The 12,913-nt window shown below is 32.7% G+C and carries 12 protein-coding genes; 7 read left to right on the top strand and 5 right to left on the bottom strand.

What is annotated here, in order from left to right; translation table 11 throughout:
- Nucleotides 1–321, top strand: a 321-nt coding sequence (locus tag CAAU_RS02485) for an RNA-guided endonuclease TnpB family protein (protein WP_242822556.1), incomplete at its 5' end; no start/stop codon positions are given.
- 634 nt (nucleotides 322–955) lie between these two features.
- On the opposite strand, the gene mcrC is transcribed toward CAAU_RS02485, so the two are convergent.
- Nucleotides 956–1,990 carry a 5-methylcytosine-specific restriction endonuclease system specificity protein McrC gene (mcrC, locus tag CAAU_RS02480; protein WP_008907864.1) on the bottom strand — a complete coding sequence of 345 codons (1,035 nt, stop codon included), beginning with the start codon at nucleotides 1,988–1,990 and terminating at the stop codon, nucleotides 956–958.
- Entirely contained in the window at nucleotides 1,983–4,556 is a 2,574-nt protein-coding gene (locus CAAU_RS02475; protein ID WP_008907863.1) for an AAA family ATPase, read from the bottom strand. Before CAAU_RS02475 ends, mcrC begins: the two co-directional genes overlap by 8 nt.
- 425 nt (nucleotides 4,557–4,981) lie before the next feature.
- On the opposite strand from CAAU_RS02475, the gene CAAU_RS02470 reads away from it, so the two are divergent.
- From CAAU_RS02470 to ptsP, 6 genes are read left to right on the top strand one after another with little or no spacing between them, the layout of a single operon-like run.
- Complete coding sequence (locus CAAU_RS02470; protein ID WP_008907861.1) at nucleotides 4,982–5,737, top strand: DeoR/GlpR family DNA-binding transcription regulator; 756 nt, start codon at nucleotides 4,982–4,984, stop codon at nucleotides 5,735–5,737.
- A gap of 14 nt (nucleotides 5,738–5,751) precedes the next feature.
- On the top strand, nucleotides 5,752–6,681 hold the full coding sequence (gene pfkB, locus CAAU_RS02465; protein ID WP_008907860.1) for a 1-phosphofructokinase: 930 nt from the start codon (nucleotides 5,752–5,754) through the stop codon (nucleotides 6,679–6,681).
- Nucleotide 6,682: 1 nt separating this feature from the next.
- Nucleotides 6,683–7,126 carry a PTS sugar transporter subunit IIA gene (locus CAAU_RS15145; protein ID WP_008907859.1) on the top strand — a complete coding sequence of 148 codons (444 nt, stop codon included), beginning with the start codon at nucleotides 6,683–6,685 and terminating at the stop codon, nucleotides 7,124–7,126.
- A gap of 30 nt (nucleotides 7,127–7,156) precedes the next feature.
- Nucleotides 7,157–8,515: a PTS fructose transporter subunit IIC gene (locus CAAU_RS02455; protein ID WP_008907858.1), complete on the top strand. Its 1,359-nt coding sequence runs from the start codon at nucleotides 7,157–7,159 to the stop codon at nucleotides 8,513–8,515.
- 59 nt (nucleotides 8,516–8,574) lie between these two features.
- Entirely contained in the window at nucleotides 8,575–8,835 is a 261-nt protein-coding gene (locus CAAU_RS02450) for an HPr family phosphocarrier protein (RefSeq protein ID WP_008907857.1), read from the top strand.
- Nucleotides 8,836–8,848: 13 nt separating this feature from the next.
- Nucleotides 8,849–10,468, top strand: a complete 1,620-nt coding sequence (gene ptsP, locus CAAU_RS02445; protein ID WP_008907856.1) for a phosphoenolpyruvate--protein phosphotransferase — start codon at nucleotides 8,849–8,851, stop codon at nucleotides 10,466–10,468.
- 16 nt (nucleotides 10,469–10,484) lie between these two features.
- On the opposite strand, the gene CAAU_RS02440 is transcribed toward ptsP, so the two are convergent.
- The 3 genes from CAAU_RS02440 to CAAU_RS02430 all read right to left on the bottom strand — a co-directional run.
- Nucleotides 10,485–10,994, bottom strand: a complete 510-nt coding sequence (locus tag CAAU_RS02440) for a hypothetical protein (protein ID WP_008907855.1) — start codon at nucleotides 10,992–10,994, stop codon at nucleotides 10,485–10,487.
- A gap of 61 nt (nucleotides 10,995–11,055) precedes the next feature.
- Entirely contained in the window at nucleotides 11,056–12,399 is a 1,344-nt protein-coding gene (gene rlmD / locus CAAU_RS02435) for a 23S rRNA (uracil(1939)-C(5))-methyltransferase RlmD (RefSeq protein WP_008907854.1), read from the bottom strand.
- Nucleotides 12,400–12,567: 168 nt separating this feature from the next.
- The coding region (locus tag CAAU_RS02430; protein WP_192811168.1) for a UPF0236 family transposase-like protein at nucleotides 12,568–12,913 on the bottom strand (346 nt) is incomplete at its 5' end.

Raw genomic sequence — 12,913 nt, 5'->3', positions numbered from 1 at the left:
ATTATACACGAAAACCAAGTGATAGTTTTAGAAGATTTACAGGTAAAGAATATGCAACAAAATCATAAATTAGCCAAAGCAATAACAGAAGTATCATGGGCAGAATTTAGAAGGATGTTAGAATATAAAGCAAGATGGTATGGCAGAGAAATAATAATAGCACCACAAAATTATGCATCAAGTCAAACATGTAGTGAATGTGGATATAAAAATCCTGATGTAAAGAATTTAGCATTGAGAGAATGGAAATGTCCAAAGTGTGGTGCAGTTCATGATAGAGATATAAATGCAAGCAAGAATTTGCTAAAATTAGCCATGTGATTGGTATATATGGGGAAGGAACAGCCCTTTGAGCGTGGGTAATCTGGTAACAGAAGTTACCTTGACCACGAAGCCACCACTTCTATAAGTGGGGGTAGTTCACAACCAACTGATAAAGATGAGACTAAAAGATTACACAATATTGCAGAATATACAATAAATCAAACCTTGCTAAATGACAAGACAACAGTCTATGTTTGCAAAAATTTTGTATGTAATAATCCTACCAATGATCCCATTGAAGTAAAAAGATTGTTCGATGATAATTAAAATCATTATTAAATGCTGATTGTAAACAGACCTTCTTTGGTATTCAGATTTTGCAAGAGCTACGTGAATGGATTTCAAAAAGGCATCTCTCATAAGCTTTAGCAATTCTTGCTTTTCGACTTTTGAAAACAAAGAAAAGCTTAGAATTGCTTAGCGAAATGAGCGAATACCAGGGAAATCCTTCACGGGGCTTATCAAAAACAACTTTTTCAACAGTCTGTATTAAATGGAGATTAAAATATTAAAGGAATTAATTTTTATCTATGATAAAGAGCCTCTTACGGTTTAATAGATCAATAAAATTAAACGAAAGAGGCTCTGATAATTTAAAATCCATTACTAAATAACGTTTGATAAACAACTATTAATTTATAAAACTTTCTGCAATGGTGTTTAATTGCCTGGTTATATTTGAAAAATCAGTATTCAAATCCAACGTTTTAATACTTATATAGTTTCCACATATTATGAAATCACTGTCTGGAACTATTTCTTCATCAGTCTTTGCATATAGTATAAGACCACTTACTTTGCCTGCAAAGAATGATTCCATATTTTTTATATACGTAAAAATTTGATACAAGTTATTGGAATGAAATGTCTTGCTGTCAAAAAGGCTATTTGTTTGCATTGTTTTCGAGTAGTATTTAGTGTCTATGATTAGGATTTTGTTTTTGTATCGTAAAGTGATGTCTGATTTCATAACAGGTAAATATTCTATGTGCCTACCATTAACATCCCAGTCAATATGTGCAGCCGATGCATTGAGTTCTGGGTAATGCCTGCGGTAATATTCAAGAACGAATTTTTCAAATAGTCTATGCATATGTTGATTATCTATAAAACGTGATATTTTTAAAGTGCCGTTCTGCTCAGTCATAAGCATACCTTCAATTATTAGATAACATATATTTAAAAGCATCTTATATGTAGAATTATTTCGGTGGTATTTTATACTTGACCACTGAATCATCTCAGGTTTTATCTCATCAACCTCATTGAAATATAACATTACTTTTTTCAAAGCATTTTTATTTTTTATTGATACTTCTTGACAGCGCAGTAAAAGCATAGCAGTAGTTTTAAGAATTTTATTCATATATGAATTTTCTAAGAGTTCATCATAGTCGCAAACAAATTGTTTTTTAGTAATAAAATTTTGCTTAATTGAGGCTGAGATATTTATTTTCCCAACAGGCCTATTTATAGCCTCAGTTCTTTCAAGATATTCTTTGTTAAGACCTCTTTTTATTTGATTAGTGATTCCTTTAGACAGAATTGCAGCAAATAAATCCGAAGCATAGTCAAAATCTTCTGATGTTATGTTATTGTATCCTTCTTCATTTAAAATTTGAAAAGCATATGCGAGCATGTAATAAATATTTTTAATTCTAACCATTTAAGACACCACACAGACTTTTTGACCATTGCTCAACTTTAGCTGGTTCATCGAACCAATATTCATTTAATAGAGGTAAAATTTCATACTTTATAACAGCCTCCAACCATTCATCCGTTACTTCATCATTAGTGCAAAGATAACTATGACCAATACGGAAACCACTTCCAAGTGTTTCATCCTTACAGATGAAGTCATTCAAAGCTTTAATTTTATCAACAAGGGCATTAAATTTTGGATTATTAGCTTTGAGCATTACCGCTCTAAAACCATCAGAATCAAAAGCGGGTTCGAGTTCAAAAAAAGCAAATCTTCTTCGAAGGGCATAGTCGATTATAGCAAGGCTTCGATCTGCTGTATTCATCATTCCAATAATATAAACGTTTGATGGAACAGAAAATAATTCATTGGAATAAAGCAGACGTATCTTTTCGCCACGCTTTTCTCTTTCAATAAGCATCATCAACTCACCAAAGATTTTACTTACATTTCCACGGTTAATTTCATCAATAATAAAGAAATAATCCCTCTCATCATCATCTTGGGCTGCTTTACAAAATTGGTAAAAAGGCCCATATGTGAGTTCAAATCCGTTTTTAGAGGGACGGAAGCCCATAATAAAATCTTCATAGCTGTAGCTTTGGTGAAATTGAACCATCATAACTCGGCTTGTGTCTTTTTGACCCATTATTGAAAATGCTAGCCTTTTAGCTGCAAAGGTTTTGCCCACTCCAGGTGCACCTTGTAAAATTATGTTTTTCTTCGTTTTTAGTAGATTGACTAAAGTATCATAACGCTCAGCAGTCATAAATACTTCACTTAGGAAGTCATTTTTAGTATAAGATTCATATTTTATCTCTGGTTCTTCGATAATGACGGAATTGTTATCTTCAATGAATATAGCTTCTAATTTTTGAACATAATCGGTATAAGGAGTAATATCAGTAAGTGTTTTCATTACTGCTTGTCCAGGATGTTCCCATTCGCCTTTATGAGTCCATTTAATTTTTCTTATATGTTTATAACTTTTACGACTGGGATCATATATATAGTCTGTTTCAACAATACCTCGCCCGATAACTTTGTACATACCTTTTTTAGCAAAAACAATATCGCCAATTTGTATTTCATTTGCAAACTGCCAAGTTGCAAGAGCAGAATTTTTATATGACAATTCAGGGCCATATAGTTCTTTCATCTTTGCTTTCATATCTTCTTTGCTTTTATACTGTTTAAGGTCGCCCATTTCGTCCCATTCTATTCCCATAATACCTTGATTATAAAACTCATCCCACTTAGAAGAATTTTCACCTGGTGCATAAATCCAATATCGCTTTTTAGGTGAACCTAACATAAATTTTTCTTTATACTGAATTTTATTAGTGATAATGGCATCAATTATATTTGCTTGTTCATTAGTTAACTTAAAATTTGTTTGATTTGGGAATTTTAAAAAGCTTATATTTTTTAAACGTTCATCTGCTAATAAATCCTCTTTTTTTAAAATATTATCAACTAATTTATGTGTAAGTTTAATATCTACAACAGGATATTCCCCTGAATTAATATTATCTGAAATTATATAAGGGTCTGGATCTTCATCTTGTCTAATTTCTGGTTCACATAGAATAATACCTGAAGCTATAATTCCACCATTTTGACCTGAAACCCATATATATGCACGATCACCTTTTTTTATTTGATTTTGATATTGCTTAATGCTCCATGTTATAATTTCAAGATCCTTAACAGCACCTATAACGTCATAATAATTAGGATTACCTTGAAAAATCCAACCATCATTTTGAGTCTCTATAATTGTGCTTTCCCATGCTGCATATGACAATTCTGGAAAACTTTTATGAGGGCAGTTAATATCTTCAAATATTGTTCTACAAGTTGAAATAAGCTCCAAATAAGTTTTTGCATCAGGAAGTTGTTTTAAATCAGAAATACTGGTTATTTTTGAATAATATGGAGTATTGATTTGAGTTAAGTATTTTCTATTACGTTCATCAAGATTTAGATAAAATAGTGGACGTATCCAGTAAAGTCCCACAGTTATATTCCATTTTACCCCTTGCTGCTTCCTTACTTTGTCAAAATAAGTTATAAATAATGACTCGTTGTCATTAGATGGATTATCTGCATATTTTATTGCTGCTTCAAAAAGATTCCAAAGATTATCAATATCATCTTCGCTACGGTCTGCTTTAAAGCCGAAAAACCAAGCCTTCAAATTGTTCAATATTGGAATACCATTAAATTCAGTTGGCGTTTTGGCCTTAACGTCAAGTTTATCGCCTAATTTTTTCATAATGGCTATTCGATTTTCAATGGTTATTCCTTTGTTGAAACATCCAAATACTGTAAATGGACAAATGTCATCAATTGGTTTTCCATCCTTTTCTAAAAAAGGGTAGCGTAATCCTACATCATCATAGGTATCTTTGATTATTGTAAGAAGTTGCGATCGGTTGTTTTTATAAGTAAGCAACCTATTGGCAAATTCAACGTAAAACTCTTTCCAAGTAAACGTATTTTTTGTTTGAATATTTTGATTCACTTTATAACACCTCGTTTATAGGGGATTATTAATGACTAATATTTTTGTATTAACAATTATTTCCATAAATTTATTTTATCCTATAAGAAGTAATGTGTCTATAGTGTAATTTTTACAATTAGTGCATTTTTTAATAGATCAATGGAGTGGTTTAAGTCCTTCGATATTATAAAAGATATATTTATATTTGTATCCAACGGAAACGATAAGGCATTGAATTTTTACTTGAAAAAGGGTTTTAAAATAAGCCACCAAATTTTAGATGGATTTATCACAGTTTTAAGAAATTTTTAAAGCATCCAAATTTACGGATGCTTTTTTCTTGACAATAATTTTCTGACGATTTATAATTAAAATAGTCATAAACGAGCATAAATGAGCATAAACTATAATATAAATAATCAAAAATGAGATTAGGTGATTATATGTTTGCAGAAGAGAGGAAAAATAAGATAATCGAGCTGATTAAAAGTGGACAAAGTGTAAAGGTTTCTGAACTTGCTAAAATGTTCAATGTATCTGAATCTACCATAAGAAGGGACTTAAATGAGCTTGAAACTATGGGGGCAATAGTAAGAACCCATGGTGGTGCTGTAAACAGTTTTCATACTAATTTTGAACCTTCCTTTATTGAAAAACAGGACAAGTATCTTTATGAAAAGGATTATATAGGAAAGATTGCAGCAAGGCTTATTAACGACGGCGATACAATTATCCTTGACGCCGGAACTACAACTCAATATATTGCAAGATATATTACCGCTAAAAATGTAACTATAATTACAAACTCAGTAAATCTTGCCAATGACCTTTCAAGCAGGGAAGACATTGAGGTTATTATAACAGGTGGGATTATAAGACCAAAAACAAAGGCTATGGTAGGATTTATTGCTGAAGACACGTTAAGGCAATTTAGAGTTGATAAGGCCTTTATTGGAGCAAATGGAGTCTCAATAAAATTTGGAGTTACAACGCCAAATTTAATGGAGGCAAATGTAAAAAGGGCCATGATGGAAAACGCAAAGGAAGTTTACCTTTGTGTAGATAGTTCAAAATTTAATGAAGTAACATTCTCATTGATATGCCCGGTATCGAGGGTAAATTATATCATTACAAATAATATGGAGGATGAAGAAAAGGTAAAATACAAAAAACTTGGTGTAGAAGTTATAACAGAATAAAGGTGGTAGATAAATTGATTTACACAGTTACTTTAAATCCTGCCTTTGATATGACTGTATATTTGGATGAACTTGTAAAGGGGGATGTTAATAGGAGCATTAAAAGCTTAATCGATATAGGGGGAAAGGGTATTAATGTTTCTAAAGTTATTAAATCCATTGGTGGAGAAAGTATTGCCCTTGGATTTTTAGGACAAGAAAATAGGGGGAATTTTACTAAACAGCTTGATAGGCTCGGAATTAAACATGATTTTATTTATGTAGAAGGTGAAACGAGGACAAATATAAAATTAGTAGAGAATAAATTCGACATTTTTACTGATATAAATCAAAAAGGGTTTGGGATTACTATAGAGAATATTGATAAATTATTTGAAAAAATAAAGTATTATGCACGGCAAGGAGATATATTTGTATTATCAGGAAGCCTTCCTGAGGGAGCTGATAACAATATTTATTTTGAGTTGATTAAACTTTTAAAGAATATAGGTGCTATAACGATATTAGATGCAGATGGAGAGGCTCTAAAAAATGGACTTTTAGCAAAGCCAGACATAGTTAAACCTAATATTAATGAACTTAGGATGATAATGGATTTTAAAGATGATCTAAATTCCATAGCTTCAGTAGGAAAGGAATTGATAAGTCAAGGGACAGAAAAGGCGGTTATCTCGATGGGAGGTAATGGGGCATTTTATGTAACAAGGGATAAGATATTGTATGCTTATCCTGAAAGGGTGGAGGTTAAAAGCACTGTAGGCGCAGGGGATGCAATGGTGGCAGCTATTGCCTTTGGTGAATCTAAAAATATGGAGGATGAGGAAGTCTTTAGATTAGCCGTATCTTCTGCTACAGCTTCAATTATTGAGGAAGGAACAAAATCGCCGAAGTTAGAAAACATTAATAAGCTAATGAAAAAAATTAAAATTGAAAGGTGGATGTAAATTGGACATAAAGATGATGTTTTCAAAGGAAAGGGTGTCCTTTGATTTAAAAGCAAGGACAAAGGAAGAAGCAATCGATGAGTTAATTGAGATGCTCTACAAGGATGGTAAATTGAAGGACAAAGAATCCTTTAAAAGGGCCGTCCTAAAAAGAGAAGAGGAATTTTCAACAGGAATAGGAATGGGAATTGCAATACCACATGGTAAGGATTCTTCGGTTGTAGAGCCATGCATAACCTTTGGAGTATCAAAAAATGGAATTGATTTTGACTCCATGGATGGAAAGCCTGCACATATATTCTTTTTAATCTCTGTTCCAGAAGATGCAGCTGATACCCATCTTCATATACTTAGCTTTATATCAAGGAAACTAATGCATGAGGATGTTCGACAGAAGCTTTTTAATGCAAAGGATTTTGAGGATGTCATTAATGCCTTCAATTAAATTTAAAATATGTTAAAGGGGGATTTTTCTATGAAAATTTTAGCAGTTACGTCCTGCCCCACAGGTATAGCCCATACCTACATGGCGGCAGAGGCATTGCAAATTGCAGCAAAGGAGCTTGGAGTTGACATTAAGGTTGAAACAAGGGGTTCTGTTGGTGCAGAAAACGAAATAACAAATGAGGATATTAAAGGAGCCCATGCAGTTATTTTAGCAGTTGACACAAAAGTTGACGAGGAAAGATTCAGTGGACTTCCTATTGTAAAAGCTAGTGTAAAAGACGCAATAAAGGATGCAAAGGGATTAATTCAAAGGGCTATGGCTATGGAAAAGAAGGAATATGTAGACAAGGTTTTTGAGGCAAAAAAGGAATCGAAGGAAAAGATAACTGGAGCCTATAAGCACCTAATGACTGGTGTTTCTTACATGATTCCATTTGTTGTTGCAGGTGGTATACTTATCGCTTTATCCTTTATGTTTGGTATTAAGGCCTTTGAAGAGAAAGGAACTTTAGCTGCAGCCCTCATGGATATCGGCGGTGGTGGTGCTTTTTCATTGATGGTTCCAATCCTTGCAGGTTTTATAGCCTTTTCAATAGCTGACAGACCAGGTCTTGTTCCAGGTATGGTTGGCGGTGTTCTTGCTGGAAAACTTGGAGCAGGTTTCTTAGGTGGTATTATAGCAGGTTTTGCTGCAGGATATGTTGTAGCATGGCTAAAGAAGGTTATTAAACTTCCAAAGACTATGGAAGGCCTTATGCCGGTTTTAATATTACCTCTTCTTTCTACACTTATTGTTGGCCTTGGTATGATTTATATAATAGGTGGGCCGGTAGCTGCGATTAATAATGCTATGGCAAATTGGCTTAAGAATATGAGCGGAGGTAGTGCTATAACTTTAGGTATAATTTTAGGACTTATGATGGCCTTTGACATGGGAGGTCCTGTAAACAAAGCAGCATACACCTTTGCGGTTTCAACCCTTGCAGCAGGTCAACCATCTATGATAATGGCGGCAGTTATGGCGGCTGGTATGACTCCACCTCTTGGAGTTGCCCTTGCAACCCTTATTGCAAAGGATAAATTTACTGAAGAAGAAAGGGAAGCTGGAAAAGCAGCATTTTTCCTTGGAATATCCTTTATAACAGAAGGTGCTATACCATTTGCAGCGGCAGATCCATTTAGAATAATACCATCCATAATGGTCGGTTCTGCAGTTACTGCAGCCCTTTCAATGGCATTTAAGTGCACCCTTGCAGTTCCGCATGGTGGAATATTCGTATTGCCAATTCCAAATGCTGTAGGAGGATTATTCCTCTATACAATAGCAATAATTATAGGAACCTTAGTTACTGGATTTATGATATCTGCACTTAAACCAAAAAGATAAATTTAATAAAAGGCAGGGCCTCCTGCCTTTTATAATGTAGTAGAATTGGAGGGAATACTATGATAGAAAGAAAAGTAATAATAAATAATCCTACAGGGCTTCATGCAAGACCTGCAAGCCTTCTTGTGAAGGAGGCCAATAAGTTTAAAAGTGAAATTATGATTAATAAAGGCGGAAAAGATGTAAATGCAAAAAGTATATTGAGCGTATTATCATTAGGGGTATCAAATGGAGATGAAATAATAATAAAAGCAAATGGAGAAGATGAAAAGGAAGCAATGGATGCTATAATAAACTTAATAGAAACACTTGTTGAATGAAGGAGATGTTTTTATGCTAAAAGGCATTGCAGCATCATCAGGAATATCAATAGGAAAAGCGTATGTAATAAGGGAAGAAGAAAATGCAATTAATAGATATGAAGTCAAGGATACTGAAAAGGAAATAAAAAGATTTCTAGAGGCAATTTTAAAAGCAAAGGAAGAAATAGAATCAATTAAAGAAACTGCAGTTAAAAACTTTGGAGAAGAAAAGGCTTTAATATTTGAGGCTCATCTTATGATTTTAGAGGATGAAGAGTTTAAGGCTTCTGTCATAGAAAAAATAAAACAAAATATTAATGCTGAATATGCAGTTAAGGAAACGGTTGAAATGTTTGAAGGTATTTTTTTGAGCATGGAAGACGAATATATGAGGGAGAGGGCAGCGGATATAAGGGATATTGGAGGCAGAATAATAAGAGCTCTTAAAGGAGAAGAAAAAAGTTCAATTGGCGATATAAAGGATAAATGTATTATAGTTGCAAAGGATTTAACGCCTTCAGATACAGCTCAGCTCAATAGAGAATATGTCCTTGGATTTATAACTGAACTTGGGGGAAAAACATCCCATTCAGCAATTATTGCAAGAGCCCTTGAAATTCCTGCAGTATCAGGGATAAAGGATGCAACGGAAATATTAAAAACTGGGGATTTAATCATTTTAGATGGGGTAAAGGGAATTATATATATAAATCCTGATGAAAGTCTAATTGATGAATACCAAAATAAAATCCAAAGGGAAATGGAAGAGAAAAGGGAACTATTAATATATAAAGATAGAAAGGTATTGACAAAGGACGGCAAAAGAATTGAAGTTGCAGCAAATATTTCTTCTAAAGAGGAAGTTGATGTTGCTTTAAAATATGGTGCTGATGGGATTGGACTATTTAGGACGGAATTTTTATTCATGAATAGGGAAACAGCACCAACAGAGGAAGAACAGTTTGAGGTTTACAAATACGTTTTAGAAAAGATGGATTTTAGACCTGTAATCATAAGAACTTTAGACGTTGGTGGAGATAAAAAGATACCTTATATAGATGTTGGAACGGAGATGAATCCATTTTTAGGTTTAAGGGCAATTAGGCTTTGTTTTGAGAGACTGGATTTATTTAAAACGCAGCTTAAAGCACTTTTAAGGGCTTCAATCTATGGAAACTTAAAAATAATGTTCCCTATGATTTCTAAGGTGGATGAAATAAAAAGGGCGAAGGAGATTTTAGAGGATGTTAAAGCTGAATTGAAAAAGGCAGGACAAAAGTTTTCTGATAAAATTGAGATAGGTATTATGATAGAAGTTCCTTCAGCTGCTATTATATCGGATTTGCTTGCTAAAGAAGTTGATTTTTTCTCTATTGGCACAAATGATTTGATTCAATACACTTTAGCTGTGGATAGGATGAATGAGAAAGTTTCTAATATTTATGAACCGTCCCACCCTGCAATTCTAAGATTGATTAAAATGGTTATAGATAATGCCCATAAAGAGGGTAAATGGGTTGGGATGTGTGGAGAAATGGCCTCTGACATTAGTATGATCCCCCTTTTAATAGATTATGGAATAGACGAGCTTAGCATGAGTGCCCCATCGATTCTTAAAGTGAAAAAGGAAATACTAAAATCCATAGGCTAAACATTAGTCTATGGATTTATTTTTGGCCTCTTATATAATCAGCTATGTCAACAAAGGATTTATCGATTAAAAGATTAATTTCTTTTTGCAAATTTAATGTTTTTATTATTCCCTTTGATTTAACTTCTGAAGTTAAATTAATTATCTTTTCATTGTTTTCATATACTTCTATTATTGTATTTTTATTTGATGGATTAATATAAATTTCCCTAGAAAAATCCAATAAAATTTTAATATAATCGATGCACTTTTGATTTTGTTTTTTAAATAATATATTAGTTAATGTTAAACCATTTAAAGATTCCGGCTCGGATATATTAATCTGTTCTGCTATTCTAACAGACGAACGAATATCTTCTGGATTATTGGATTTTTTAAATTCCTGCAATCCCTTATTATATTCCGTCAATATTGCATTTAAGCTGGTTTGATAAAAATAGGAGATTTTAAGTGTTGTTCTAAGATCTAATGCCAACAAAAAGGTGATTATAAATAAATAAATTAATGAATTTTTATTAGATCTCAAATATAATCCCCCCTCTTTAAATATTTTATTCTTATCATCACTTTTTAGATTGACTTTGTTATTATCTCTCTATTAACGCAACAGTCTCAACGTGTGGTGTATGTGGGAACATGTCAACGCATTTTACTTTTTTTACCTTATATCCGTTTTCTACGAATACCTTTAAATCCCTTGCAAGGGATGTGGGTTTGCAGGATACATAAACGAGTTTTGGTGCTTTAAAATTGATTATTTTATTTATAGCCTTAGGATGAATTCCATCCCTTGGTGGGTCAAGGATTATGATATCGGGCTTTATGTTTAATTCATCCACCTTTGTAAGGACATCCCCGGCGATAAATTCACAGTTTTCTAAATTGTTTAACTTTGCGTTTTCCTTTGCTGCTTCAACAGCTTCTTTAACTATTTCTATTCCAATAACCTTTTTAGCAACAGGTGCCATAATTTGAGCTATCGTTCCTGTTCCTGAATAAAGGTCGAAAATAATTTTATCCTTTGTATCACCTGCGAAATCCCTTACAACCGAATATAACCTTTCTGCGCCTTTAGAGTTAGTTTGAAAGAAGGAAAAGGCTGTTATTTTAAACTTGAGCCCTAATATTTCTTCGACTATAAAATCAACTCCGTATAGTATTTCTGTTTTGTCGCTTTGAACGACATCTGAAATGGAATCATTTATCGTATGAAGTATTCCCATTATTTTTCCTTCTAAGTTTAATGAAAGAATCATATTAACATATTCTTTAAAATCAAAAATTAACTGTGAGGTAGTAACGATGTTTATAAGCAGTTGGTTAGTATTAAAGGCCCTTCTTAAAACAAGATGCCTTAAAAATCCCTCATGAGTTTTTTTGCTGTAGTAGGGGACATTAAGTTTAGAAAAATAGGAAAGGGTAGCATCTAATATTTTATTAAAGTCATCGTGGACGATTTTACAATCATCTGTTGTAATAACCTCATAGAACTTTCCTTTTTTATGCAACCCTAAAGCTAGTTTTCCCTCATCATCTCCAAACGTAAACTCCATTTTGTTTCTATATCCAAACTCTAATGGACTTTTTTCAATTCCTAGAAATTCGTATTTAATTCCTGCTTCATCAAGTAATTTTTTTACTTGTTCTGACTTTAAAGCAATTTGATCTTCATATGGTAGTGATTGATAGGAGCACCCGCCACATAAACCAAAAACGCTGCAGGGAGGGTTTATTTCATTATTTGCCCTTTCTATAGTTTCTATGATTATTCCTTCAGCGTAATCTTTTTTGTTTTTTACTATTTTTATTTTGACTTTTTGACCTAATATAGCATTTTTGATATATACGGTTTTACCATCTATAACTGTTATTCCCTTATTAGGAAAGTTAACATCCTTTATTTCAACTTCGTAAATTTCTCCCTTTTTCAACTTGCATCCTCCTAACATTATGTTATAACTATTAAGTTATTATATAATTAATTATAGTATTTCTCAAGAATAATATGGTTTTGGATAGTGTCAAGATATTGTAGGTTAATTTTTATAGACAACCCCTTAAATTAGCTAGTTTCAAGGCGTTTGTTAAATTTAAAAAACTTAAATTATATTTTCATATTTTATTGATTTTAATATCCTGTAAATTGGCGTTACTTTCCCTATGTTCAATATCGTTATATTATTCATAACTTCACGTGAAGATTTATTTATCTTTCTTATCGCTTCTTTTATTTTCTTCTTACTTACCTTGAAGGCTTTTTCATCTTCCTTAAACACACTTATTTCCCTTAAATTTCCTCCATTCTTGCTAAATACCCTTAGCTTTGCCATTATCTTTAATCCTTCCTTGCTCCATCCTAATGGCCTGCTGCTTAATCTCGCCGATAATACATGGCTTACATGCCCTTCTGCGCTGCATCCTATTACATCATCGTCATCTTTATAT

It is taken from the genome of Caloramator australicus RC3, from assembly GCF_000297115.1.
GTDB classification, from domain to species: Bacteria; Bacillota; Clostridia; order Clostridiales; family Caloramatoraceae; genus Caloramator; species Caloramator australicus.
Note: the sequence above shows the minus strand (reverse complement) of the source record. Positions and strands in the feature narration are given on the sequence as shown.

Coding starts and splice junctions, on each gene's coding strand:
- mcrC (WP_008907864.1), bottom strand. CDS start 1,990: ATGGTTAGAATTAAAAATATTTATTACATGCTCGCATATGCTTTTCAA.
- CAAU_RS02470 (WP_008907861.1), top strand. CDS start 4,982: ATGTTTGCAGAAGAGAGGAAAAATAAGATAATCGAGCTGATTAAAAGT.
- CAAU_RS02455 (WP_008907858.1), top strand. CDS start 7,157: ATGAAAATTTTAGCAGTTACGTCCTGCCCCACAGGTATAGCCCATACC.
- CAAU_RS02450 (WP_008907857.1), top strand. CDS start 8,575: ATGATAGAAAGAAAAGTAATAATAAATAATCCTACAGGGCTTCATGCA.
- ptsP (WP_008907856.1), top strand. CDS start 8,849: ATGCTAAAAGGCATTGCAGCATCATCAGGAATATCAATAGGAAAAGCG.